General features: G+C 59.8%; 19 protein-coding genes. 11 read left to right on the top strand and 8 right to left on the bottom strand.

The window, feature by feature from the left end; translation table 11 throughout:
* Positions 1 to 12: 12 nt before the first annotated feature.
* On the top strand, positions 13 to 1,842 hold the full coding sequence (locus tag VGL22_RS20755) for a complex I subunit 5 family protein (RefSeq protein ID WP_465268876.1): 1,830 nt from the start codon (positions 13 to 15) through the stop codon (positions 1,840 to 1,842).
* Between the two features lie 106 nt (positions 1,843 to 1,948).
* On the opposite strand, the gene yidC is transcribed toward VGL22_RS20755, so the two are convergent.
* The 4 genes from yidC to rpmH are packed head-to-tail and all read right to left on the bottom strand — an operon-like array spanning position 1,949 to position 4,801.
* Positions 1,949 to 3,805: a membrane protein insertase YidC gene (yidC, locus tag VGL22_RS20750; protein WP_465268875.1), complete on the bottom strand. Its 1,857-nt coding sequence runs from the start codon at positions 3,803 to 3,805 to the stop codon at positions 1,949 to 1,951.
* Positions 3,806 to 3,857: 52 nt separating this feature from the next.
* Positions 3,858 to 4,121, bottom strand: a complete 264-nt coding sequence (gene yidD, locus VGL22_RS20745) for a membrane protein insertion efficiency factor YidD (RefSeq protein ID WP_465268874.1) — start codon at positions 4,119 to 4,121, stop codon at positions 3,858 to 3,860.
* A complete protein-coding gene (gene rnpA / locus VGL22_RS20740; RefSeq protein WP_465268873.1) occupies positions 4,118 to 4,615 on the bottom strand; it encodes a ribonuclease P protein component in 498 nt (165 codons plus the stop codon). Before rnpA ends, yidD begins: the two co-directional genes overlap by 4 nt.
* Before the next feature lie 30 nt (positions 4,616 to 4,645).
* Positions 4,646 to 4,801, bottom strand: a complete 156-nt coding sequence (gene rpmH, locus VGL22_RS20735; protein WP_026445858.1) for a 50S ribosomal protein L34 — start codon at positions 4,799 to 4,801, stop codon at positions 4,646 to 4,648.
* Positions 4,802 to 5,325: 524 nt separating this feature from the next.
* On the opposite strand from rpmH, the gene dnaA reads away from it, so the two are divergent.
* Complete coding sequence (dnaA, locus tag VGL22_RS20730; protein ID WP_465268872.1) at positions 5,326 to 6,735, top strand: chromosomal replication initiator protein DnaA; 1,410 nt, start codon at positions 5,326 to 5,328, stop codon at positions 6,733 to 6,735.
* Positions 6,736 to 6,813: 78 nt separating this feature from the next.
* On the opposite strand, the gene VGL22_RS20725 is transcribed toward dnaA, so the two are convergent.
* On the bottom strand, positions 6,814 to 8,283 hold the full coding sequence (locus tag VGL22_RS20725; RefSeq protein WP_465268871.1) for a RecQ family ATP-dependent DNA helicase: 1,470 nt from the start codon (positions 8,281 to 8,283) through the stop codon (positions 6,814 to 6,816).
* Between the two features lie 230 nt (positions 8,284 to 8,513).
* On the opposite strand from VGL22_RS20725, the gene hemL reads away from it, so the two are divergent.
* Positions 8,514 to 9,833 carry a glutamate-1-semialdehyde 2,1-aminomutase gene (hemL, locus tag VGL22_RS20720; RefSeq protein ID WP_465268870.1) on the top strand — a complete coding sequence of 440 codons (1,320 nt, stop codon included), beginning with the start codon at positions 8,514 to 8,516 and terminating at the stop codon, positions 9,831 to 9,833.
* Here the strand turns inward: hemL and VGL22_RS20715 are convergent.
* Entirely contained in the window at positions 9,830 to 10,600 is a 771-nt protein-coding gene (locus VGL22_RS20715) for a polysaccharide deacetylase family protein (protein WP_465268869.1), read from the bottom strand. The genes hemL and VGL22_RS20715 overlap by 4 nt on opposite strands.
* A gap of 212 nt (positions 10,601 to 10,812) precedes the next feature.
* Here VGL22_RS20715 and panB point away from each other — a divergent pair, with 212 nt between their 5' ends.
* Genes panB through VGL22_RS20700 form a run of 3 tightly spaced genes read left to right on the top strand, consistent with a single transcriptional unit; the run spans position 10,813 to position 13,501 of the window.
* Positions 10,813 to 11,703 carry a 3-methyl-2-oxobutanoate hydroxymethyltransferase gene (panB, locus tag VGL22_RS20710; RefSeq protein WP_465268868.1) on the top strand — a complete coding sequence of 297 codons (891 nt, stop codon included), beginning with the start codon at positions 10,813 to 10,815 and terminating at the stop codon, positions 11,701 to 11,703.
* A complete protein-coding gene (gene panC, locus VGL22_RS20705) occupies positions 11,703 to 12,545 on the top strand; it encodes a pantoate--beta-alanine ligase (RefSeq protein ID WP_465268867.1) in 843 nt (280 codons plus the stop codon). The genes panB and panC overlap by 1 nt, the downstream gene beginning before the upstream one ends.
* A gap of 56 nt (positions 12,546 to 12,601) precedes the next feature.
* Positions 12,602 to 13,501 (top strand): Fpg/Nei family DNA glycosylase, encoded by a 900-nt coding sequence (locus VGL22_RS20700; RefSeq protein ID WP_465268866.1) that lies wholly within the window; start codon positions 12,602 to 12,604, stop codon positions 13,499 to 13,501.
* On the opposite strand, the gene VGL22_RS20695 is transcribed toward VGL22_RS20700, so the two are convergent.
* The gene (locus VGL22_RS20695) at positions 13,502 to 14,308 is read right to left on the bottom strand and encodes a class I SAM-dependent methyltransferase (RefSeq protein WP_465268865.1); all 807 of its coding nucleotides are present in this window, start codon (positions 14,306 to 14,308) and stop codon (positions 13,502 to 13,504) included.
* A 183-nt stretch (positions 14,309 to 14,491) separates the two neighbouring features.
* Between VGL22_RS20695 and VGL22_RS20690 the strand changes: the two genes are divergently transcribed.
* The 5 genes from VGL22_RS20690 (at position 14,492) to VGL22_RS20670 (ending at position 21,091) form a co-directional block, all read left to right on the top strand.
* Positions 14,492 to 14,881 (top strand): RidA family protein, encoded by a 390-nt coding sequence (locus VGL22_RS20690; RefSeq protein WP_465268864.1) that lies wholly within the window; start codon positions 14,492 to 14,494, stop codon positions 14,879 to 14,881.
* Positions 14,882 to 15,012: 131 nt separating this feature from the next.
* On the top strand, positions 15,013 to 15,879 hold the full coding sequence (gene ypfJ, locus VGL22_RS20685) for a KPN_02809 family neutral zinc metallopeptidase (protein WP_465268863.1): 867 nt from the start codon (positions 15,013 to 15,015) through the stop codon (positions 15,877 to 15,879).
* A 36-nt stretch (positions 15,880 to 15,915) separates the two neighbouring features.
* On the top strand, positions 15,916 to 16,338 hold the full coding sequence (gene msrB / locus VGL22_RS20680; protein WP_465268862.1) for a peptide-methionine (R)-S-oxide reductase MsrB: 423 nt from the start codon (positions 15,916 to 15,918) through the stop codon (positions 16,336 to 16,338).
* A gap of 279 nt (positions 16,339 to 16,617) precedes the next feature.
* Positions 16,618 to 20,454: a CheR family methyltransferase gene (locus VGL22_RS20675; protein WP_465268861.1), complete on the top strand. Its 3,837-nt coding sequence runs from the start codon at positions 16,618 to 16,620 to the stop codon at positions 20,452 to 20,454.
* Complete coding sequence (locus tag VGL22_RS20670) at positions 20,447 to 21,091, top strand: response regulator (RefSeq protein WP_465268860.1); 645 nt, start codon at positions 20,447 to 20,449, stop codon at positions 21,089 to 21,091. Before VGL22_RS20675 ends, VGL22_RS20670 begins: the two co-directional genes overlap by 8 nt.
* Before the next feature lie 321 nt (positions 21,092 to 21,412).
* Here VGL22_RS20670 and VGL22_RS20665 read toward each other — a convergent pair whose 3' ends face one another.
* On the bottom strand, positions 21,413 to 24,523 hold the full coding sequence (locus tag VGL22_RS20665; protein ID WP_465268859.1) for a hypothetical protein: 3,111 nt from the start codon (positions 24,521 to 24,523) through the stop codon (positions 21,413 to 21,415).
* Between the last annotated feature and the right edge of the window lie 102 nt (positions 24,524 to 24,625).

Raw genomic sequence — 24,625 nt, 5'->3', positions numbered from 1 at the left:
GGTACCAGGCACATGACACTTCCCCCGCACATTGCCGACGCACTGCCTGCGCTGCCGATTGCATTGCCGCTGCTGACGGCTGCCCTGCTGGCTGCACTCCGGTCGCATTTGTCCCGCGCGCTGATGGATGGGCTGGCTATGCTGGCGGCAGCGTGTAGCGTGGCAGATTGCGCGCTGCTGATGATGAGTTCGCATGAGCACACCATCGTCTACTGGTTCGGCAACTGGGGTCCGCGCGGATCGACCGTGCTGGGCATCACGTTCGTAATCGATCCGGTCTCCGCGGGATTGACGCTGTTGTGCTCGGTGCTGACCCTTCTGGCCCTGTTCTTTTCTTGGAATCACACCGATTCGGGTGGGAACCATCTTCAACCGCTCATGCTGGTATTTCTGGCGGGAATGAGCGGCTTCTCGCTCACCGGCGATCTGTTCAACATGTTCGTGTGGTTCGAACTGATGAGCACAGCGGCATTCGCGCTCACCGGCTTAAAGACGGGCGAGCCGGCGCCGCTGCAGGGTGCCTTCAATTTCGCCGTGACCAATACCGTGGGGGCGTTCATGGTGCTGACCGGAATCGCATTTCTCTACGCGGTAACGGGCGCGCTCAACATCGCGCAGATCGGGCTGGCACTAACGCACCGGCACGATCCCCTTGTTCTGTTTGCGTGCGCCCTGATCACATGCGGGTTCTTCACCAAGGCGGCGGTGGTGCCATTTCACTTCTGGCTGGCTGACGCGCATGCGGTTTCGCCCACACCGGTGTGTGTTCTGTTCTCCGGCGTGATGGTGGAGCTCGGGCTCTATGCTGTGCAGCGGCTGTATGCGGTGATCTTCATTCCCGCAGTGGATGAGAACGCGGCGGTGCTGCGGCACATCCTCATAGTGTTCGGCGTGCTTACAGCAATGCTGGGCGCATTGATGTGCTACGCCGAGCATCACGTGAAGCGGCTACTGGCCTTCTCCACCATTTCGCATGCGGGGCTGATGCTGGTGGCCCTATCCATTCAGGGCCCCCTCGCAACAGCCGGCTTCCTGACCTATTTGCTGAGCCATGCGTTTGTGAAAGCTGCGCTGTTTTTCGTGTCGGGGATATTGCTGCATCTTTATCGAACGGCGAGCGAGCCGGTGCTGTTCGGCAAGGCGCGTAATCAGTTCATTCCGGCGGCACTGTGGTTTCTGGGCGGACTGGGGCTGGCGGGATTCCCATGGTTTGCCACCATGCTGGGCGACGCGATGACATCGAACGCCGCCGAGGCAGTGGACATGCGATGGGTGAGCTATGTGTTTCTCGCCAGCGGACTGCTGACCGCGGGCGCGGTATTCCGGGTGGGACTGCATACGTTCCTCGGTTGGGGCAGCGAACCGATCAGCGACAGCGCAGCCAAAGTCGACGAGGAGCCGGACAGCCCTGAGAATGCGCGCACGCGGTGGTTTCAGTTGGCGGCCCCAGCTCTGTGTGTGGCCGCGGCAATCGGGCTGACGTTGATGCCGCATTTCCGTGAGGAGATGCTGTCCGCAGCCAACCGGATGTGGGTGCAATCGGGGTATCTGAGCGCGGTGTACAGGAACACGACAATCCCCTTGCCAACCCCGCACAGCGGGGATCTCGAGGTGAAGTCGGCCGCCACGCATGGAGCCATCGCTTCCCTGCTGGCCCTGCTGCTGGCGCTGACGTCTGTGTTTCGTGGGCGCTTGGCGCGCTGGTTGCGCGCGGGAGCATTCCTGGAAGGGCCGCTGTACTTTCTGCGCGCGGTGCAGACCGGGCAAATTGGAGATTACGTGACGTGGATGACCATTGGCGTCGCGGTGATGGGAGCGGCGTTTGTGTTTCTCTTGCGATAAGGCACTCTTTGGCTTGCCTTCAGCGCATTTTTGCCGGGATTGACAGACACCGCGCCAAACGTCAAAAGGGCTTCCCGGAGGAAGCCCTTTTGACGTTGATTTGGCCCTAGCGGCGGCCCTGAATCGTGGACGGGGCTTTGCCCAATTTCTTAGCCGCGCGCTTGGCGGCGATGGCGTGCATCTCCTTGCCAATGTGCGACTGGTTGATGGAGAGCTGGATGGCAAGGTTAATGAGGTTGCCGGTACACCAGTAGAGAGCCAGGCCTGAGGCATAGTGCCACAGTGTGAAGCCGAAGATAATGGGCATCATAATGGCCATCATGCGGCGCTGATTGGGGTCCATGCCCGGCGAAGGCGTGATGAACTGCGTGAGGAACATGGTGATGATGATGAGCGCCGGGAGAACGTGCCACGGGTCGGGCGCGGCCAGATCGTGCAGCCAGCCCCAATTGGCCTGGCGGAGTTCCACCGTGTTCTGCAGCACGCGGAAATAAGCAAAGAACAGCGGCATCTGGATCAGCAGAGGCAGACAGCCGCCATACATGTTCACGCCCTCGGTCTTGTAGAGCGCCATCATCTCCGCGTTCATCTCGGCGCGCTTGGGATCGGTGGCCTTGAGATTCGCGTACTTGCGCTTGATGGCCTCGACTTTGGGCTGGATGCGCATCATCTTGAGCGAGGACCTCATCATCATGAGGCGCGTGGGCAACAGGATCATGTTGAACAGCGCAGTGATAATGATGATGGCCCATCCCCAGTTGGGAACGCCGTGCTCGTAAAGAAAACGCAGCGCCAGGAAGAGCGGCTTGGCAATAATGCCCAGCCAGGAGCCAAACTGAATCAGCGACTCGAGCGTGGGGCCGGTCGGCTTGCCGTCGGCGCCCACGGAGTGGATGCTCGAGACTATATCCATCTGCTTGGGGCCGGCGTAAATGCGAAGGCTCGTGTCGCCGCTGGTGTTGCCAACCGCAAGACCGATCACATCGGCTGGTTTCTTTTCGCTCTTGGGGTCGGCGGGGTCGGTCGGCAGATCAACGGTGTTGTGGAACGTGACCACAGTGGCGTGCTCGGGAACATCCGGCAAGAAGGCGGCGGCAAAGTAAAGGTCGGCTGCGGCGGCGTATTGGTATTCGCCATCGAGGGTAGCGTTGTTGCTCACCTTGCGGGCATCGAGAGTATCCTGCTTGCCGGCCAGTGACCACGCAAACATGGAGGGCGTCCGGGAGAGGCCGGGGATGCTGCTGCGGCCCTGGAATTCTTCCATGTCGCCCAGGCCCGCCGGCCACGCGATCAATGCGCGCACCGGCTGGCCGTTGCGGAGAACCTTGACCTCCGCGCTGATAACGTAACTCTGGTCGAAGCGGAAGGTCTTCACCACCTCCAGCCCGTTCTGCGCGTACCTGAACGTGAGCGAGTTGGGAGCTTGCAGCACGCCGCTGGCGGAAGACTGATAGAGCGCCTGGTTCAGTTGCGTATTGAGCGCAGGATCGTAAGTGAAGAGCGAAAGCGGGAACCCGAAGCTTTGTGCAGCCTGCTGCTGCACCATATCGAGTTGATGGGTCTGGGTGGAATCCTTGTAGTGAGAATTTTTAAGGATCCAGTGCTTGACTACGGCACCGCGATTGGAGAACACGATACGGAAGTCGGCGTTTTCAACAGTAGTTTCGACCTCAGACGCGGCGGCGATCGCGGGCGTCGCGGAGGCAGGAGAGCCGGCTGCGGGCTGCGCACGTAATGGAGCCGCCGCGGGCGCGGAGTTCTGCGGGGCGGCGTTCTGCTGCTGCTGTGTCTGCTGCTCCGGGGCCGGGGACGCGGGCTTGGGCTTCTGGAAGTACTGGAATCCGAGAAACACGGCGACCAGGACGAACATCATGACGAGCATGGACTGCATGCCGCCGCCACCGCCGCCACCGGCACCTGGGCTCCCCTGTGATTGAAGATTGGGATTTTGGAATTCGGGCAAAGGAATCGTCCTGTCTTTCAAACACGCGGCCAGCTATAGCCTGCCGCTGCTTCTATGGTAAAGGTTTGTGGGGAACGGCCCGGTGCGATTTGGGAACCGGCACCTGATCGAGTCCACCGCGGCTGAATGGATTGCAACGAAGCAGGCGCCAAGTAGCCAGCCCGCTGCCGCGCAGAGCTCCGTGCATAGCGATGGCGCGCACCGCGTATTCCGAACAGGTGGGCTGGAATTTGCATCCGCCCACGCCAAGGGTGTGGACGGCGGGCGACAGCCAGCGGCGATACAGCGCAAGTAGGGCGAGCAGGATGCGGGTCATTCGGTCGGCTCGGACAGCCTCGTGGATCGGCCCTGGTCGCGCGGGCTCGCTGAACGGGCGGCACGCTGGGCCTCTGCCCTTGCCTGCGTAAGGATACGTACAACCTCGCCTTCCAGTTTCCCGAATTCGAGGGCAAGGACGGTGCGACGGGGATGAAAGATAAGATCCACGCCCGGATGGAGCAGGTCCACATGGCGGCGCAGGACATCCCGCATCCGCCGCTTGATGCGGTTTCGCTCGTGGGCTTTGCCGAGTATCCTGCCAGCGGTGAGACCTACACGTGCGGGTCGACAAGGAGATTCGGACTCCGACGGAGGCGTCATGAACCAGCTCATGGAAGCGGATTGGCGCTTGCGGCCTGCGGCGGTATACGCGCGCTGATAATCCGCATGCTTCCGCAAACGCAGCCCCGCCAGCGATTGCTTACGCTCAGCAGGATTGGCAGGGGTGATCATGGTGAAGCCGGGAGGGGCTGGCCGAAACCACGGAAACATGCGGGGTTCGGCCCCCCTTTTTAGGCGGGATTAGTCGCGGTAACCTGCGCTCACGCTCACGCGCTTGCGGCCCGCTGCACGGCGGCGGCTGAGCACGGCGGCGCCGCTCTTGGTCTTCATGCGGGCACGAAAGCCGTGCGTCTTCACGCGGCGGTGGCGGTTGGGCTGAAATGTGCGCTTAGGCATGGAAATGCGCTCCTCTATGCTGACTGATTTCTGAGCCTTGACGGCAAGATTTAAGTATATCGCATATGAGGTTTTGATTCCAGCACGAGGACTCGCAGGAGCGGAACGAAACGACGCGGCAACCCGCCTCATACTGAGCGTGTCCAAGCGGGAAACGGAGCAGAGAAATGGGCACGAATAACCGGGAATCGCAGCAAAATCGTCATCATGGTAACTTGCGAAGTCGTGTTTCACCAGCTATGGTGCAATGACCTTTTGCCATGCCGAAGAAGTGTGAATGAGGCGTTGCAAGGCGGTCCAAATGTGCTACCATCGGGACCGTTCAACAAAAGTTTCTAGCGTCCCACGAAACGAAATTTGTCCACCGCCCCGGGGCCGAAAGCGCAAGGGGCAGATCAACGGCAGAATCACTTAAAAGCAGCAGATAACGACGGGAAGCTATCTCTCCCGCCTGCGCTTTGGTGTTGCCTGAAGATGACGTTCTGGATGATGCGTTCCCAAGGGACCAGGCAAGGAATGGCTCGATGGCATTTGCAATGACGCCGGCGACAACGGCACTCAATCCCTGGCATCAGATTCTCGCCGCTCTCGAGAAAAAGGTGATTCGTCAGTCGTTCGAAACATGGCTTAAGCCAACGCGCTACAGCCACACCGCGGGACGAACACTCTATGTCCGGGTGCCTACCCCCGAGTTTCGGCACATCGGCGATAAATACGGGGACCTCATCCAGGAAGCCATCGATATCCAAGCTCTCGACCTGGATGATGTCTGTTTTGTAACCATGGAAGAAGACCCGTCCATTCCTCCGCAGCGCAAGGATGGAGGCTTCGGACCGGTGCCCTCTCATGCGCCGACCGCTCCTCAGGCTGGGGCGCAGCGCACTCCCGAGCAATCGCGATTTGACTGGTCCACCGCCGCGCAGTTGAACTCCCGGTACACGTTCGACAACTTCGTTATCGGCAACGGCAACCAGTTCGCGCGCGCAGCCGCCCTGGCAGTGGCGGAGCGTCCTTCCCGAGCCTACAATCCGCTGTTCCTGTATGGCGGCGTGGGTATGGGCAAGACCCACCTGATGCACGCCATCGGGCACGAGGTGAAGCGGCGCAATCCGGCTTCGGTGATCTCCTATGTCTCAGCGGAGAAGTTCACCAATGAGATGATCACGTCGCTGCGCAACGATCGCATGACTAGCTTCCGCGACCGCTTCCGCTCCGTCGACGTGCTGCTGATCGACGATATCCAATTCATTGCGCAGAAAGAACGTACGCAGGAAGAGTTCTTCCACACGTTCAATGCGCTGCACGAGAGCATGCGGCAGATCGTGATTGCATCGGATCGGCCCCCCAAGGAACTCGCCGAGATCGAAGACCGGCTGCGTTCCCGCTTCGAATGGGGGTTGATTGCCGACATTCAGCCGCCCGATCTGGAGACCAAGGTCGCCATCCTGCAGAAGAAGGCGGAATCAGAGCAGGTCACGCTGCCCACCGACGTGGCACTCTTTATTGCGTCGAACGTCCGCACCAACGTGCGCGAGCTCGAAGGCGCCCTGGTGCGCCTGATCGCCTGGTGCCAGCTGAACCACATGGAGATTACGCTTTCAGCGACGCAGCAGTGCCTGAAGCAGTTCATCGATATGCAGGTTCGTAAAGTTACGATTGAAGCCATTCAACGCGCCGTGGCCGAGCAGTTCGGCTCGCGGGTGGCCGATTTGAAGCAGAAGAACAATTCGCGCCAGGTGGTTGTGCCACGGCAGATTGCGATGTACCTGGCCAAGCAGATGACCGAGGCCAGCCTGCCGGAGATCGGGAGACAGTTCGGCAACAAGCATCACACCACGGTCATGCACTCGATTGCGAAGATCGAGGAGCAGCGGCGCACCGACAAGGATCTCCATCGGATGCTGAACAAGCTGCAGGAACTGCTGAACAGCTGAAACTGGCGTAAGTGCAAGTCAAAAAGAGAATGGCCGCGCATCGCACGCGGCCGTTCTCTTTTTTTTAACGCCAAGCCATCAGGCAGCTTTGGGCATGATCCGCAGCTGCTCGCAGCGGTCGCAGTTACCGCAAGGACCGGCATAGTCGTCCCCGAAGTAGCGCAGGAGAAACTCGCGGCGGCAGGAGCGCCACTCCGCGTAGCTTTGCATCTTCTGCAGGCGCTGCTTGCGAAATTGTTTCTGGAGCCTCTGGTTTTCGGCAGCGGCTTCAATGATCTCTGACAGAGGATGTGCGCTGGTAGCCTCGAAGTCACAGGATTCAAGGTGACGGATCGCTTCCGTCTCCTCAAGCTTGTGGAGTAAGCCGACGAGTTTACGGGCATTGATGCCGGTCTCCAGCACGATCTCGTCGCGGGTCATCGGCCCCTTCATGGCGACCAGAGTGTTGTAAACGGCTTCGAGACCTTCAGAGTCGACGTGGGTGGGGCCAGTCTTGAACTGCTGCGCAGAGATATCCTGGGGGCGATAGAAAAGCACAGCCTCAGCTGGCTCGCCGTCACGGCCGGCGCGCCCTACCTCCTGGTAATACGCGTCAAGCGAGTCGCTCACATCGGCGTGATACACAAAGCGGATGTCGGGTTTGTCGACTCCCATGCCAAACGCATTGGTGGCGACGATCACCGGCACCTCGCCGCTCATGAATTTGTTCTGTATCTCCTCACGTTGTTTGGCCTTGAGCCCGCCGTGATAGCAGAGCGCGTCGACCCCCATCTGCTGCAGGTCGGCGGCGATAGTCTCCGCGTTCTTGTGCGTTGAGACATAGACAATGCCCGGCTTCTCGGCAAATTCGACGCGGCGCAGGAGCGACTCGCACTTCTCGTCTTTGCTGGAGAACTGGTCGACGCGCAGCGAGATGTTGGGCCGATCGAATCCATGCAGCAGGATACGCGGGTTTTCGAGTCCGAGACGGTCGATGATTTCAGCGCGCACCTCGCGCGAGGCGGTCGCCGTCATGGCCAGCACGGGCGGGTGATCGAGGGCTTCAATCACCTGCGCGAGGCCCAGGTAGTCGGGCCGGAAGTCGTGGCCCCAATGGCTGATGCAGTGCGCTTCATCGATGGCGATGAGCGACACGTTGGCGGCGCGAAGGCGGTCCAGCGTCTCGGGCTTGCGCAGTTGTTCCGGGGCGAGAAAGATGTACTCCACCTTGCCCTGTTCGATTCGATCCAGGACTTCACGCTGCTCACTGGCCGACAAGGTGGAGTTGACCACCGCAGTCGCCTCCAGTTTGCTGGCCTCGATAGAGTCAGCCTGATCCTTCTGCAGCGCTATGAGCGGCGACACAATGACCGTTGAGCCTTCAATGAGGGCTCCGGCGATCTGATAGACAGCGGATTTGCCTGAGCCGGTGGGCTGAACAAGGACGGTATCACGGCCCTCAACCAGCGATTGGATGGCGTCATTCTGGCCGGGTCTGAGCGACTTGAATCCGAGGAGACGTTTGGCGGCCGTGGCGATGTCGACAACATTCCGAGTGCTTTTAGGCATAAGAATTTAGGGTCGGAGGAACCGGTCGCGCGGATGGTCCAGGCTGGAAGACCCGGGCAGGGCGGCTTCACACACTTGATACGACGCAGAAAAGGTTGCGCGTGCTGCTTTGATGTTCAGAAATGAATAATTGCGAGTTGCCGATTCGTTAACACCACCTCGGAGCCGCGCGAGTGGTGTGATGCGCGACATTCAAGACGCCACTGACGCACTTCTATACTGGGGAAACCATGTCCAGCCCAAAGACAGCCCCCGTCCGCAGCCGATCGCAGGAACTTCAGCAGCGCGCCGAACACTATTTTCCCGGCGGGGTGAACTCGCCGGTGCGGGCCTTTCGTGCGGTGGGCGGCCATCCCCCATTTATTGAAAGCGCAGAAGGCGCGTACCTGACCGATGCAGACGGAAATCTCTATATCGACTACTTCGGGTCGTGGGGCCCGATGATTCTGGGTCATGCGTTCCCGCCCGTAGTGGAGGCCATCGAACACGCGGCGCGAAAGTCGGCGAGCTTTGGGGCGTCGACTGCGGCCGAGGCGGAACTGGCGGAACGAGTGGTGGCGTGTTATCCCAAGTTGGAAAAACTGCGGTTCGTCTCTTCGGGCACTGAAGCAACGATGTCTGCCGTCCGCCTGGCGAGAGCGGCAACCAGTCGCAACCTGATCGTCAAGTTTGAGGGATGCTACCACGGGCATGCAGACGGCCTGCTGGTGAAAGCCGGCTCCGGCGTGGCCACGTTCGGAATTCCGGGCTCCGCGGGCGTGCCCGATCAGATTGCGCATTTAACGCTGGCCTTGCCCTACAACGACCTGGTTGCAGTAGAGACCGCGTTTGCGGCGCACCGCGGTGAGATCGCCGCAGTCATACTGGAGCCTGTGGTTGGGAACGCCGGGTGCATTCCACCTGCGGAGGGCTATCTTGAGAGGCTGAGGCAGATCACCCGGCGCGAAGGTGCGCTGCTGATTGCGGATGAGGTGATGACGGGGTTCCGCATCGCTCTGGGCGGAGCGGTGGAGCGCTACGCCATGGACCCCGACCTGATCACGTTGGGCAAGATCGTGGGCGGTGGGTTGCCCGTAGGCGTGTTCGGCGGCAAACGCGAGTACATGGATCTCCTGGCCCCGCTCGGGCCGGTGTACCAGGCCGGCACTCTCAGCGGAAACCCGCTGGCGATGGCCGCAGGGCTGGCAACCGTGGGCTATCTGCAGGAGAATGCCGGTCAGGTGTATCCGCGGCTTGAGGCAATGGCGGCTGCGGTATTTGAAGGCGTAGCGGTCGAGGCTAAGAAAGCCGGCGTGCCGCTGACAACCAATCGCGTGGGTGCGATGGGAACGTGGTTCTTCGCGCCCGGGCCGGTTACCGATTACGAATCGGCGGTCAAATCGGATACTGCGATGTTCGGGCGATTTCACCGCGCCATGCTGGATGCCGGCGTGTGGCTGCCGCCGAGCCAGTTTGAGGCGGCTTTCCTGGGGACGGCGCACGGGGAAACCGAGATAAAGGCCACCGTCGAGGCAGCCGGAGAAGCGTTCCGGTTTGCGCTCGAGGGTTAGCGGGCGCGAGCGGCGATAGGCGTCGGGCCCCACTGCAAGTACTCGGCCGTGACGAACCGGCGCACGCCGCTGTAGCGGCCCATGAGTTTCTCGGCGGCTGCCACTGACGGGCCGCGAGCGGCGGAGGGATCCAGATGGCCCCCATCGTGCAATACGACAGTGGCAGACCGGCCGCCTCGCCCCAGAGCATCCACCTTGCGGGCCAGTCGCTCGGCAATCTGATCCGCAGAGGGCTCCTCCCAATCCTCGGTCATTGCATTCCAGAGCACAGGCGACATGCCGAGTTGGCGAGCCTCATCGAGGACCGCCGGGCGTCGCGCACCAAAAGGAGGACGGAAGTAGCGGACGCTGGTACCGGTGATCTGCTCAAGGGCGTGCTTGGTCCGGTAGAGTTCGTCCCTGATCTTCTTGCGGCTGGAAAGCGCCATGTTGGGATGGGACCAGGAATGATTGCCAATGATGTGGCCGGAATCGGCAATGTGGCGAGTCAGGCAAGGCTCCGCCTCCGCGTACTGACCCACCAGGAAGAATGTGGCCGTCACGGCATGCGCCGCCAGCATATCGAGTAATCGCGGCGTACAGGCCGGATTGGGCCCGTCGTCGAACGTCAGAGCAATCTCACCGAGGCGTTCCGGAAGCACGAGAGTCGGGCCGAAGAGTTGGGACGTGGGATAAAGGGCAGCGTACGCCCATCCCCCGGCGGCCAGGCCAAGGGCTCCAGCGGCGCCGAGTCCTTCGGCGACCAGTCTTGCCGTATCTGAAAGCATTGCTATCAGTTTGCGGCGATTCAGGTGAGACTGCAAGGAAAGACGCGATCTGGACGCGGGCCGGTGAAAATTCCCAGTCCGCCCGCCGCTATGCGGCATCTACCTCAAAAAGCGGGTGTAAACTCGCCGTAGTACGGGCCGCATCCTGTGTATACCAGCCCCCGCGACAAGACCTTCGCCAGGGCCCCGGTCGGAGCGGCACTGGAGAGCATATGAGCCTCACGAACTTCCCCGCCGGGGACTCTCCCGGTGCTCCCATTGTCAAAGTAACCATTCCGGCGCTCAGCGAGATGAAGCGCCAGGGCAAGCCCATTTCGGCTCTGACGGCGTACGACTATGCGACCTCGCGCCTGGTGGATGAATGCGGCATTGATCTGATCCTGGTAGGCGACTCACTGGCGCAGGTGGTGCTTGGACACGACAACACGCTGGCCGTCACCGTGGACGAAATGCTGCACCACACCCGGGCCGTGCGGCGCGCCGTGCGCCGCGCGCTGGTGGTGGCCGATATGCCGTTCGGCAGCTATCACGGAACGGTGGCCGAGGGAGTGGCCAATGCAGTGCGCTTCATCAAAGAAGCCGGAGCCGAGGCCGTGAAGATTGAAGGGCCGCGCATTGACTTGGTGCGGGCTCTCACCGACGCGGAGATCCCCGCGGTGGGCCATCTGGGGCTGACGCCGCAGAGCGTGCATCGCATGGGCGGATATCGCGTACAGGGCAAGACTACGGAAGCGGCCGAAAGGCTGCGCGCCGACGCGCATGCCCTGGCTGAGGCCGGTGCGGCTCTGCTGGTCTTGGAAGGCGTGCCACGCGAGGTAGCCACGCAGATCACCGCGGAGCTTGTCATTCCGACGATCGGGATTGGCGCAGGACCGCAATGCGATGGGCAGATCCTTGTGTTTCACGACCTGGTAAACCTGACGTTTGCTCCGCCGGCCAAGTTCGTGCGGCGCTATGCGGATGCGGCGGGGCTGATCCGTGCGGCCGTGGAGCACTACCGCGAGGATGTGGAGCACCGGGCGTTTCCGTCCGATGAGGAGAGCTATCATCTGCCGGCCTCCACGCGGGAAGCCCTCGAAGACAGGAAGCTGCGCAGGGCCTGATGCAGATTATCAGTACGGTAAACGAACTTCGCGCCTGGTCGCGCGCTCACCGTAAACAAGGAAAGACGATCGGGCTGGTGCCCACCATGGGCGCCTTGCATGCTGGGCACGGCTCCCTGATCCGGGCGGCACGCGAGCGCTGCGATGTTGCAGCGGTGAGCGTCTTCGTCAACCCCACCCAGTTTGGACCTAATGAGGATTTCGCGCGCTATCCGCGGACCTTCCATGCTGATTGTTCGCTGGCTGAGTCGCTAGGGGCGCAGGTAGTGTTCGCGCCAGCAGTCGACGAGATCTATCCGGAGGGCGCGGAGACGTTCATCGAAGTGGAAGGCTTAAGTGATCGCCTCGATGGCAGATCCCGGCCGGGGCATTTTCGCGGCGTGGCGACTGTGGTGGCCAAGCTGTTTGTGGCCGCCGAACCGGATCTGGCGTTTTTCGGGCAGAAGGACGCCGCCCAGGTGGCGGTCCTGCGGCGCATGACGGCGGATCTGCGGCTGGGGACGGAAATCGTGGTGTGCCCGATTGTGCGCGAGGCCGACGGCTTGGCCCTGAGTTCGCGGAACGTGTATCTGAACACGTTGCAGCGCAGTCAAGCGCTTGTGCTGAGCCAATCTCTCCACACCGTTGAGGCTCTGGTGGCTGGTGGAGAGCGGGGTGCCGAGGCTCTCCTGGCCGCCGCCAGGTCTGTTTTTGCCACCCAGCCGGCGGTGCGCGTGGACTACATCGCGCTGCTCGATTGGGCAACCCTGCAGCCTGTGGATCGCGCACAGCCGGGCACACTGTTTGCGGTGGCGGCATGGGTCGGCGAGACACGGCTGATCGATAACACAATTCTGGCGTAAGTTGATTTTGCGATTCCGGTTGCGTGTTTCCTTTCCATAGCTCACTCTGTTTTCACGTGCCAGAACTTCCTGACATCTCCGCCTACATTCATGCGCTTGAATCGCGCATACTGGGCCAGACGCTGGACCACGTGCGGCTCACTTCAGTGTTTGTTCTGCGGACGGTGGACCCGCCGGTGACCGCGGTGGAAGGGCGCGCAGTCACCGGCCTGCGGCGGGTCGGGAAACGTATCGCGATTGGAGTCGAAGGGGACATCTGGCTCGTCATCCACCTAATGATTGCCGGGCGGCTGCACTGGAAGCCAGCAGGAGCGAAGCTTGCAGGCCGCAATGCGCTGCTGGCCCTGGATTTCCCGAACGGGTCGCTGGTGCTGACGGAGGCCGGGTCGAAACGAAGGGCTTCCTTGCACGTGGTCCGCGGGGAACCGGGCCTCCACGAGATGGACCCCGGAGGGGTCGAAGTCTTCGCGGCGGATTTGGACCGATTCCGATCGGCGCTGACGCGGGAGAATCGCACTCTGAAGAGGGCGCTGACCGATCCGCGGATTTTGAGCGGCGTGGGCAATGCATACTCCGACGAAATTCTGCATGCGGCGCGGCTCTCACCTGTCACGCTTACCCAGAAGCTTAAAATTAAAGAATGGGACCGCCTGTTCGCTTCCACCCGGGCGGTGTTGACGGACTGGACGGAGCGGCTGAAGGCCGAGGCGGGGAAGACGTTTCCGCAGAAGGTGACGGCTTTCCGCCCTGAGTTTGCCGTGCACGGCAAGTTTGGACAGCCCTGCCCCCGCTGCGCCCGCCCAGTACAGCGGATTCGCTACGCAGACAACGAGACGAACTATTGTCCGGCGTGCCAGACTGGCGGCAAAGTACTGGCCGACCGGAGCCTGTCGCGGCTGCTCGGGTCGGACTGGCCGCGGACACTCGACGAGTTGGAAGCGCTCAAGCGCAAGTAGCTAAACTGCGGCAGGCTCGCCGAGCTTGCGCAGGATCATCACCAGATTGGGCGAGCAAAACGGCAGCGGGTCGCGCGGGCTGAACAACAGATTGAGAAACGCATTCATCAGCTTCTTCGTCGGCACGGCGAAGAGGCGGTGCGGCGTATGCGTCGGGCCGGCCCATAGGGCCTGCACTTCATGCCAGACGTAGACCACCTGGAACCTTGTAACCTCGGCCAGCCATTTTGCCCGGTGCGTACCAATGGCAGTCCTGTGCGTGGGGTCTCCGTTTTGAAGATGACGGCCGATGGGCGAATCGCCATTGGGGAACCGCGCAAGGAACAGACCTCCAGGTTTCAGCACGCGGCGCACCTCGAGGAGAAAGCCGGGGAGAGACTCAAGTGGGATGTGCTCAAGGACATCAAAAGCGCTGACCAGGTCGAAGGTGTTCTCGGGGAAGGCATTGAGGTCTTCGGCCTGAATCGCCCGGAAGCCCTTCAGCCGGGCATGGTCGACGAGGGCGGGGTTGGCCTCTGTGCCATGCATCTGCCAACCGCGGCGACGGCCGTACTCAAGGAAGGCACCGTTACCAAAGCCGATATCGAGGGCCACAGAGCCGGATGGGAGCTCAGTTCGCGCCTTGCGGAGATTGGCGTTGAAATCACACGCTTCGCGCGTACTGAGCGCTCCGAAGGAGTCGGCCGTCCAATGCTTCCACTCCGCGTATTCGGCGCCATAGCCTGAGCTCGGTGCGCCTGAGTACGCCACCTGACCCGGACCGGGCCCCCTTTCCGGGGGGTTATTTTTTACTGCCAGATTGTTCATGCGAAAGCTGCCCCATGAGCGGACACAGACACGGACACACCGTCCCTGCCAATTTCGATGCGGAATTGTGGGTAGTCGTTTCTCGGAAGGCAAGCAGGATTGCCGGCTGCTGAGCCTGTGGTTCAAGCAAGCGGTGCCGGGTTTGTGGTGATGACAGCAAATGCGCGCAGATAAAATGAGGCCATGAGCAAAGAACGCGTCTCTACTTCCAGCGCTCCCGCCGCCATCGGTCCTTACTCGCAGGGCATTCGCGTGGGCAATCTTCTTTTCACCGCAGGCCAGGGGCCCATCGATCCCGCCACAGCCAAAATTGTAGAAGGCGACATTACCGAGCAGACCACCCGGGTGATGGAAAACCTGAAGGCCATTCTGGAGGCGGGCGGATCGAGTCTCGAAAAGGCAGTAAAGGCGTCAGTGTTCCTCAAGGACATGAACGACTTTGCGGCCATGAACGCGGTGTATGCCAGGTATCTGGCCCCGGAAGGTGTAACCCCGCCGGCTCGGACCACAGTGCAAGCGGCAAGGCTCCCCGGCGACATCCTTGTGGAAATCGATGTGATCGCGGAAATCTGATCGATTCCGCGTTGCGGCGGCAACTGAATTGGCTGGTCGGTCCGCCCGGCGGCGCCACATTGCATCTGAACTGGAGAGAGTAAACACCGTCACGGCTGCGCTACGTCGATGATCGAAACCGAGGTTGACCGATGGACTGGACGCCGGGAGGAATGAGTAACGACGTCGAAGACCGCCGGGGAGAATCCGGCGGTTTCGGCATGGGCGGCGGCGGAATCGGGATCATCGGCTTCATCATCCTGCTGCTCATCAGCCTGTTCACCGGACACAACTTCATTGGCAGCATGTTGCATGGCGGCGCGACAGGCAATGACGCCACCAATGCTCCGGCGCCCGCTGCTCCCGCATCGCCCGCCGAAAATCGCGACGTGCAATTGATCAGCTTTGTGCTGGATGACGCCCAGAAGACCTGGACCCAGATCTTCGCCGCCCATCACCGCACCTATCGACACGCCAAGCTTGTGCTGTTTCGCGGAGCTACGTACTCCGGGTGTGGCACAGCGCAAGCGACCACGGGGCCGTTCTACTGTCCCGAGGACGAAAAGGTCTACATCGACCTGAGGTTCTGGAATGAGTTGAAGCGTTTCGGTGGAGATACCGGCGACTTTGCGCAAGCTTACGTAATCACCCATGAACTCGGTCACCATGTGCAGAAACTGCTGGGCATCGAAGGGCGCGAGCGGCAATTAGTCGAAGGCAATCCGGAAGAACAAAATGTGCTCTCCGTCGATCTGGAACTGCAGGCCGACTGCTTTGCCGGCGTGTGGGGTCACACCACGGAACAGCGCAATATGGTTCACCCGGATGATGTTGCCGGTGCGCTGCGGGCCGCCGCGGCAGTGGGGGACGACCACCTGCAACGCATGAGCGGACGAGCCGTTAGTCCTGAAAGCTGGACGCATGGATCCAGCGCGCAGCGGGAGCGCTGGTTCCGGCAGGGCCTGGAAGCCGGCCAGGTAAGCAACTGTTCTACATTCGACGGCAGGCTGGCTCCCTGACAGCAATTGTTGTGCAACCATTTATTTGAGGTCACGATGAGCAGCTCTTCCCCACAAGCACCGGAAAAGATGGTCAAGTCTGAAGTCGAATGGCGTGCGCAACTCACGCCGGAGCAGTACCACGTCCTGCGCGAGAAAGGGACCGAACGGCCCTTCACCGGGACGCTGGAGTACAACCACGAAACCGGAGACTACCATTGCGCGGGCTGCGGAACCCTGCTGTTCAATTCCGGTGCGAAGTTTGACTCCGGATGCGGCTGGCCCAGCTTCGTCATTCCTGCCGACTCCAAGGCAGTAGAGGAGCGCGAGGACCTGACCTACGGCATGCGCAGGATTGAGGTAACCTGCGCGCGCTGCGGGGGCCATCTGGGGCATGTGTTCCCAGACGGTCCCGGACCTACCGGGTTACGCTATTGCATTAATTCTGCCTCGCTTACGTTTACACGCGCAGACAAGTAGAATTCTGCGCGACAGGTGCTGTCACCCTCCAAAACCAGCGAGAGGCTGTGGGGATAATGCCGGAGAGCATTCCTCAGCGGCTGAGCACCTATCCCTTCCAGCAGGTGAGCAGTACTCAAACCTGCAGCCTAGAGCACGAACCATTCGCCGTCGTGCACTCTAGGGAAAAAAGAGTTTTAGGATGGGGGCAGGCGTGAGTTGTGCGCCGGGTGCAACCCGGCATCTGCCTGTGGAGCACAAGAAGCTTATATTGGAGTGAGCCTGGCGAGTGAGCCCCTGATGAAACACGAAAAATACAACCAGTTGCCGCAAGAAACCGTCGATGCCACAGGGTCAAACTCGGCCGACCCGCTGCCGCCCGGGCACGGCGCAGAAAAGGCTGAAACGTCTGACGATCATACCAACGCCCCAAGCGACCCGGAGGTCGTGGGCTCAGAATTCTCCGTCAGCGTTGAGGCTGGATCTGAGGAGCCGCAGCCGCCGTCACTGCTATACCCCGTTGTGGGTTTCGGCGCTTCGGCCGGCGGTTTAGAGGCGGTGCGCGAAATCCTGGAGAATCTCGATCCCCAAACAGGTATGTCCTTCGTTCTGGTCACGCACCTCGCGGCCAACCAGCACAGCTTTCTGTCCGAGGTGCTAGAGCGTTATACGCGGATGCCCGTCATCCCGATTGAAAATGGACAGCGGCCCACGCAAAATCAGCTTTACGTTCTCCAGCCCAACCAGCGGCTCATGTTAAGAGATGGCCTGTTTTCAGTCACCGACGGTTCGGCCGAAGATCGGACTGTGCGCACCATAGACAAGTTCTTCCGTTCATTGGCTACGGACCAGAAGAATCACGCAATCGGAGTGGTTCTCTCTGGAGCGGATGCAGACGGCGCACTGGGCCTGAAAGCGATCAAAGCTGAAGGCGGCATTGCCATCGTACAGAGTCCGGAAACGGCATCCTATTCCGGGATGCCACGCAGTTCCATTGCTGCCGACCACGTGGATATGGTTCTGCCCCCTTCCGAAATCGCCGTCGAGCTCAGCCGGCTGGGCCACCAGTTCATGCGCCCTGAGGTGCGGTCGCTCGAGGAAGGCGTGGCTGCGCCGGACGATGAGCAGTCATTTCAGAAGATCCTGCAACTGCTGAGAGGACTGTCGGGGCTCGATCTTCGACTCTACAAGCCAGAGACAATCCGCAGGCGTATCGCTCGGCGGATGCTGCTGCTCCGCATGGGGCGAATGTCGGAATATCAAAAACTGCTGCACATGCGCATTGACGAGCTCCGGCAGTTACAGGAAGACGTGCTGATCAATGTGACGCACTTCTTCCGTGATCCGGGGTTCTGGGAGTCGCTGCGGACAAACGTGTTGCCTGCGCTGCTGAGGGACCGGCCACCAGAAACTCCGATACGCGCGTGGTGCGCAGGATGCTCGACTGGTGAAGAAGCTTACTCCCTCGCCATTACCGTACTGGAGTACCTGTCTCAACACGGTGTTGATACGCCCGTGCAGATCTTTGGCACGGATGCCAGCGACGAGTCTATCGAGACAGCGCGAATCGCTTTATATCCGGACACCATCGCCGGAGAGGTGTCGCCGGAGCGCCTCCGCCGCTATTTCGTGAAAATCGATCGCGGATACCAAGTGTCCAAGCGCGTTCGCGATACCTGTATCTTCGCGCGGCAGAACCTTTGCGCCGACCCCCCGTTCTCGCATATCGACATCCTCAGTTGCCGGAATGTGATGATCTACTTCAATCAGGTACTACAGCGGCAAGTGATGCTCACGTTCCACTATGCGCTCGACCCCGGCGGATACATGCTGCTGGGCCTTTCTGAAAATTTGCGCGACTACGCCGATGTGTTCTCCACCGTCGACCGAAAACATAAAATCTACATGAAGACGGGCGCGCATATGCCATTCCCTTACGAGCCGCCTCGCGCATATGCCATCACCCAAAACTCCGCTGGCGTACGCTCACCCGTTGTGGAGATTGAGAGCATCGCGTGGCCCGAGCAGGAATTGCAGCGAGCCGCGGATCGCATTGTATTGGCAAGATTCGGGCCTCCCGGACTCATCATCGATGAGCGCATGAATGTGCTGCAGTCGCGCGGCCAAGCTTCACAGTTCCTCGACATCACGCCTGGAGCCGTAAGTTGGAGCCTGCTTCGCCTGCTTAAAGACGGCTTGGCGAATGACGTCAGATCTGCGGCGCAGCGTGCCATTCGCGACAACATACCTACGGCCACCGAAGCGGTGTTGCTCGATGATCAGCGCGGCGAGCAGAACGTTCATATCGATGTTCTGCCGATTACCAGCGCGGAAGCGCGTCCCCGATGCTTCCTCATTCTGTTCCAGGCCCTGTCGAAGCCAAGCGATCTAAGGCTGCCTGAGCAGTCCGCGCAGCCACAGCTTACACCTGACGAAAAGGATCGGCTGATTGCGAAGCTACGGCAGGACCTGAGTACCACCCGCTTCCAACTTCAGTCTCTGGTGGAAGAACGTGATGCCCGCAACCAGGAACTTGTCTCCGCAAACGAAGAAATTCAGTCCGCCAACGAGGAACTGCAGAGCACCAACGAAGAGCTTGAGACGACCAAAGAGGAGTTGCAAAGCGCCAACGAAGAACTGCAGACCGTGAACGACGAACTGCAGCAGCGTAACAACGTCCTCACGCAGACCGGTAATGACCTCACAAACCTGTTGAACAGCGTGAACATTCCGCTGCTCATGCTGAACAGTGAATTGCAGATCCGGCAGTTCACTCCTCCCATGCAGCGATTATTGAGCGTGCGGGCCTCGGATGTGGGCCGCTCCATCAATGAGATTCGGCTGCAGCTTAGCATTGAAGATATCGAGCCGATTCTGCATGAGGTGCTCGAGTCGCTCGGAACGCGAGAGATGGAAGTGCAGGACAAGGAGGGGCGCTGGCATCTACTGCGCGTTCGTCCCTATCGCACGTCCGACAACAAAATCGAGGGACTGGTCGTGCTACTGCTCGACATCGATCAGTTGCGGCGCAGCCAGCAGCAACTTGTGGACGCGCGGGATTTCGCAAGCTCGGTTGTTGAGAGCGTTCCAGTTCCAATTGTTGTTCTCAATGATGATTGCACCATCAGAGCCGAGAACACCGCATTTCGCGAACTCGTGCAGATGCCAGGAATGGACCTCGAGGGTCGGTCCCTACCTGACCTCGCCAGTCTGCTTTGGGGGATCAACGGGATTCGCGAGATGCTCGCCCGCCTGGTACTCGGGCAGTCCGGATCGCTGATCGAGTTCGAGCATGAGTCGACCACGACTCAACGCAAGACTCTGCTCATAAAGGCGCAGGTGCTTTCAACCGATGGAAGCCGCGTGCTGCTGCTGATGGTGGAGGATATCTCGCTCCGGCGAGAAGCGGAGAGGCTCATCGCCAAGGAAAAGGAGGCCTTGGAGAGCGAGATAGCCGTTGCCGCGCGACGATTGAATCGCACCCAAGAGGAATTGCGCGGCTTGACGGCGCACCTGTTCATGGTGCAGGAAGAGGAGCGGCAAAGAGTTGCCCGGGAACTGCATGATGACATCAGCCAGCGCCTGAGCTTGCTGGAGATCGCGCTCCAGCAGATTAATGCAACCGACAACAAGCCGCAGATGCCCGGCGGGCTACAGGACCTGCGGGACCAGGTTCACGCACTCAACTCCGATGTGCGAACCTTGTCGCACCGCCTGCATCCGGCCATCCTGAACGATCTCGGATTGCCCGCAGCTCTGAAGGCGCTTGTCACCGATTTTGGTCAACGCGAGGAGATGCCGGCAACCTATTTCAGCCATGAACTTCCCGAATCATTGCCGCACGAGGCTTCCATTGCCATGTATCGGATCGCACAGGAAGCCCTGCGCAATGTGGCCAAACACGCCGGCAAAACGCATGTGAAGGTTATGCTGAGCGGGACCGACGATGGGCTTCAGTTAAAGATCATGGATTTTGGGTTGGGCTTCGATCGGGAAGCTGAACCTGCAGCCCCGGGACTGGGAATGATCTCCATGCAAGAACGCGCACGACTCGCAGGCGGTACTCTTGACGTGCAGTCCGCACTTGGCCATGGCACGACCATCACGGTAGAGATCCCCCTGGAGGATCATGCGTAAGCGCCTTCTACTCGCGGACGATCACGCGCTCATGCTGGAGGGCTTGGGGCGTCTGCTTTCGGGCGAGTTCGATATCGTGGGCACGGCTGCGGACGGCCGCGCTCTCTTGGCAGAGGCTGAGAGGCTGAGGCCGGACGTCATTGTGCTCGACATCGGCATGCCTGAACTGAATGGGATTGAAGCGGCCCGGCGATTGTCCAAGCTCGTACCATCGGCACGAGTGGTCTTTGTTACCCAGCAGCTTGATTCCGCTTATGTCCATGCCGCTTTCACGGCCGGAGCAAGAGCGTATGTTTCCAAGCAATCTGCAGCGACCGAGTTGCTGGAAGCCATCCGCCTCGCGCTCGACAATCGCTACTACGTAACGCCCCTTGTGGGAACTGAATCCGCGCAGTTAGTTAGTCTTGACCGAAGAAAGAACCCGGCAGAGTTGTTCGGTTCCCGGCTCACGCCTCGTCAACGTGAGGTCCTGCAACTGGTAGCCGAGGGCAAGTCGACAAAGGAGATCTCGACCTCCTTGAATATTTCACCGAAGACCGTCGAATTCCATCGCAACAGTCTGATGGATGAATTGGGGCTGCGCACTATCGCCGAACTTACCCGCTATGCGATCGCCAGAGGCATCGTTCACGATTAGAGCCGCATTGGCCAGTTTCGCAAAGTCTGTGAAGCGAGGCTCTCTCGTGTGATGAAATCGCGTCGCGAGACTCATTGTGTGCAGCAACTTCAAAGTCGCCTTCGATCGCCTCTAATCTGCTGAACGATTTGAGCTATCCCTGCGTTCGCGACGATGACGGAGTTCAAATCCTCCGATGTGCTCTAAATGAGTCCGTGAGACTTCCGCGTCCGGATGCCCTGTCGCAAGAGGCGGACACAACTCTCTGCGCCATGGAGCAAAGATTCCTGCCTTCGGCTTGACCTCGATTTTCTCACGCAATCAGATGTTTCGATCGTCGCTTCAGGTGAGGCTGACCAGCGATTGCATTAAAGCAACATCCGCCTTTGCAGGGTTGCTTCCAGTGATAAAAGTGCTCAGATCAAACGTGCGGGTTGGGTTGAGGGCATACAAGATAAACATGGCGGAGGGCAGTATGCCGTCCGATCCAAGCGCAGCCGATGCCTGGACCAACAACATCGGACCGATAATGCGGTCGGATATCCCAGTGTAGGTTGAGCTGACATTCTCATTGAATGTATCCGTTAGTTGCGCGGCGAAGTCGGCGAGCAAACGCATCGCCTGGGCGGGCCTGGCGGCCATAGTAGCGAGCGCCAATGCTAATCGCTTCAACGCGTCCGCCGCACCTTGGACCAGTTGTGCTTCGGTAAAGAGCAAGCCTCTAAGCAGGTTGTCCCCCGTGGTGTTCAGCGCGAGGTCAATGAATTTACCGACTCCACTTGGGTCGAAGAAGGCGGCATTGGAACTCCCCGCTTCGATTAGTTGAGCGTGAATACTGGCGAACTGCTGGGCAAGGGCCGCGACGGTATGTGAATCCCGCGCAACTCTGCGGCGCAGATCGATGTCGGCGAAATCCCAGTAAACATCGCCTTTGCTGGTGTTGAATCTGAGGGTTTCGCCGCTGGCGTCGATCGTGGTAGAAACCGGCATGGCCGACCAAACGAGCATGGCTGCAATTGCTTCGTTGCTTTGGTATTGGTCCACACTCTGGAAGTAGAGAGCAGGCAACGTGCTTTTCCACGCCGCCTGCAATGTGTGCGAAAGGGTCATCTGATCGGCGGTGAGCTGGCTCGGGTCACGAGGCCGAAACCAACCGCTCAGCACAGCCGACTGCAGCGACAGTTGCATGGAAAGCACCACGTCGCCGAGGATATTGCCTTCGTTGTGCGTACTCGCTGCGAGCGCATTGTTGAGATCAACATAGAAGGTGGGAAGCGATGCGTCCCCGACTCCGAACTGGCCAGCAAGATATTGACGGAGAAATGTCTCTGTGCGGGCCTTGAGATCGATAGGCCTGATAGAGGCCTTGACCTGCCGCATCTCATAGGAGATCGACCCGTCCGCTTCGAGTTGCGGCGCTTGGTCGGGAGCGACCTTCAAATTGGCGAGAATGGCAAGTTGGCTGGCAGTGCGGTTTTTGACGGTGACGCTGTTGTTTGCGTGAATTTGGTAAAGCAGGATGCGGCCGCCCTGCTCTTCCGCAGTGAGCGAGACCATGGCATCCGTCACACTTTCGCCAGTGAAATCAAATACCGGCATGTGAAGGTCAACAGTGCTCTTGCGACCGATGTCGTGTGAGAGCGCGGCAACCTTCAGCGAAACTCCGGCGGTATCCCTGCTGAGGAGAGAGTCAAGATTGCTTTGCGCCACGGCTGACTGAAACAGGCTTGCGGCATCCCTGACCGACAAATCGAAGACCACATCGATCAAAGCCGTGTCTGTGGCAGTGCGCTGATAGGTTGCTGCGAATTCAAAGTTATACTTTTTGATCATCGCCTGCACCGCGGTCTTATAGTATCCAGCGACTTTGGTGTCAAGAGATCGAATGGCCTTCTGGATGTCTTTCAAATCGTCAAGGCCCAGCTTCTTGTCGAGGAAATTGGCAAGGCGATCCTGGAGCCACTTATCGATTTTGGCGAAGTCGGCATCGCTCGCTGCATTGCGGATCTGATCAAGGTCCAGTTTTTGACCGATGAAAGATTGAAGTTTCGCGATGACGCCGCCGTCAAGGATGTTGATCACCTGATTGGCTGCCAAGGTCACCGGCGTGAGGTCATTGGCGAGCGCCAGAATGCCCTGATCCGCGATCGATGCTAGGAACTGGCCTGCCGGACTATCGCCGAAGGTCGCCTTCTGCAATGCCGCAGCAAACGCGCTCGCGCCTTTCGCTGGATCGGCCAGATCCGCGAGCACGGACTTGAACTCGTCGACCGTTCCGGGGCTTGCCTGTTTTCCGAGGAATGTCCACAACATGGAGGAGAGTTTGGCGGGCAGCGCGCTCCACTGGTTGAGTGCATCGGCGACGATCTGCTTGGCTTTGTCGAACTCCACGGCAGGATCGATTCCCGTCGTGCTCTTCAAAAGATCCAGAGCCGTCTGATCGGCCAAACCCGCAATCTTCTGTCCGAGGTCGGTCGACGGGTCTGTCCACTGGCGCAGATCTGTGAGGACTTGGATGCCGTGCACCCCGAACGTCGATTTTATGAAGTCATCGAAGTTCGCAGGGAGCTGTGGATCGGCCCCCTGCACACCCACGTTGAGGTTGAAGCCGAAATTCAGGCCCTTGCTTTGTTGCCTGGAAAGGCACAATCGCACGGAATTGGCGGTGCCTTCGCGGCCGACCACTAGAATGTATTTGCCGCTCACGTCGAAGCCGAAAGTCGCCGAGAGTCCTGCTTCGATCTTCGCGCTGAGATTGTGCGTGATACCTAGCAGTTCGAGATCCCGCGCATAATTTATGTTCCAACCAAGCGTAGCGGCAAGATTGAGGGCCAGCGAGCCATCGACTTCCACCAAGAGCCAGGTTTCCGGCTTGATATTGAGATCGGTTCCGTCAAAGGCAACATGGCGGGGCAGCCTCCAACTGGTGCTGGAGTCCTGGATCACGTCCGAGGCGCCCTGGCCGGCATCAAATCGATGCAATAGGGCATAGGTCGAGTCGCCCTTTGCATCAACCCCAAAGCTCACCGATCCGAGCATTCCGACTGGATGAGAGGCCGATCCCGAGAACAATCCGGAATAGCCACAGGACAACAGCAGGTAGCGTCGGCCGGTCACATCGGCAATTTTGAGGCTCGGTTGGTTGGTCAGATTGAGAGCGGACAGGGCATCGGCAAACCTGTCGTAGACGCCCATACCGCTTTGGGCAGAAGCAGAAAAATCAAAACTCACAGATGTTCCAGCGGGAAGCGCGGATGGCTGCAGCGAGACCTCACCCGTGTTGGCCTTGACTGAGAAGTTACCGACCTTGATATCGCCGTCGGGGAATCTGCTATTTAAAAGGACCGCCTGAATGGCGTTTGCATCGGCCGAGCTGCCTACCGTCACCTTAGCGGCGGTAAAGATACCCGCGTCGATGGAAAATTCCTTGGACAGGCTCAAAGGATCTGTCATGATTCACACCTTTCGGGTCGTCTAGAGATCGCTGCGCAACGAAGGGTTTGGGGGATGGATCTCGAACAGAAAAGGGTTGCGGTTGCAAGTTTCAAATGGCTC

Origin of the sequence: Occallatibacter sp. (genome assembly GCF_036502485.1) — a bacterium.
In the GTDB taxonomy this organism is placed as follows: domain Bacteria; phylum Acidobacteriota; class Terriglobia; order Terriglobales; family Acidobacteriaceae; genus Telmatobacter.
The sequence above is the reverse complement of the archived record's forward strand: the minus strand, read 5'-3'. Positions and strand labels throughout refer to the sequence as shown.

Excerpts from the sequence above, each read along its gene's own strand:
- VGL22_RS20670 (WP_465268860.1), top strand. The coding sequence starts at position 20,447 with ATGCGTAAGCGCCTTCTACTCGCGGACGATCACGCGCTCATGCTGGAG.
- VGL22_RS20695 (WP_465268865.1), bottom strand. The coding sequence starts at position 14,308 with ATGAACAATCTGGCAGTAAAAAATAACCCCCCGGAAAGGGGGCCCGGT.
- VGL22_RS20675 (WP_465268861.1), top strand. The coding sequence starts at position 16,618 with ATGAAACACGAAAAATACAACCAGTTGCCGCAAGAAACCGTCGATGCC.
- VGL22_RS20755 (WP_465268876.1), top strand. The coding sequence starts at position 13 with ATGACACTTCCCCCGCACATTGCCGACGCACTGCCTGCGCTGCCGATT.
- rnpA (WP_465268873.1), bottom strand. The coding sequence starts at position 4,615 with ATGTTTCCGTGGTTTCGGCCAGCCCCTCCCGGCTTCACCATGATCACC.
- ypfJ (WP_465268863.1), top strand. The coding sequence starts at position 15,013 with ATGGACTGGACGCCGGGAGGAATGAGTAACGACGTCGAAGACCGCCGG.
- panB (WP_465268868.1), top strand. The coding sequence starts at position 10,813 with ATGAGCCTCACGAACTTCCCCGCCGGGGACTCTCCCGGTGCTCCCATT.
- msrB (WP_465268862.1), top strand. The coding sequence starts at position 15,916 with ATGAGCAGCTCTTCCCCACAAGCACCGGAAAAGATGGTCAAGTCTGAA.
- rpmH (WP_026445858.1), bottom strand. The coding sequence starts at position 4,801 with ATGCCTAAGCGCACATTTCAGCCCAACCGCCACCGCCGCGTGAAGACG.
- panC (WP_465268867.1), top strand. The coding sequence starts at position 11,703 with ATGCAGATTATCAGTACGGTAAACGAACTTCGCGCCTGGTCGCGCGCT.
- VGL22_RS20725 (WP_465268871.1), bottom strand. The coding sequence starts at position 8,283 with ATGCCTAAAAGCACTCGGAATGTTGTCGACATCGCCACGGCCGCCAAA.
- VGL22_RS20715 (WP_465268869.1), bottom strand. The coding sequence starts at position 10,600 with ATGCTTTCAGATACGGCAAGACTGGTCGCCGAAGGACTCGGCGCCGCT.
- yidD (WP_465268874.1), bottom strand. The coding sequence starts at position 4,121 with ATGACCCGCATCCTGCTCGCCCTACTTGCGCTGTATCGCCGCTGGCTG.
- hemL (WP_465268870.1), top strand. The coding sequence starts at position 8,514 with ATGTCCAGCCCAAAGACAGCCCCCGTCCGCAGCCGATCGCAGGAACTT.
- VGL22_RS20665 (WP_465268859.1), bottom strand. The coding sequence starts at position 24,523 with ATGACAGATCCTTTGAGCCTGTCCAAGGAATTTTCCATCGACGCGGGT.
- dnaA (WP_465268872.1), top strand. The coding sequence starts at position 5,326 with ATGGCATTTGCAATGACGCCGGCGACAACGGCACTCAATCCCTGGCAT.
- VGL22_RS20690 (WP_465268864.1), top strand. The coding sequence starts at position 14,492 with ATGAGCAAAGAACGCGTCTCTACTTCCAGCGCTCCCGCCGCCATCGGT.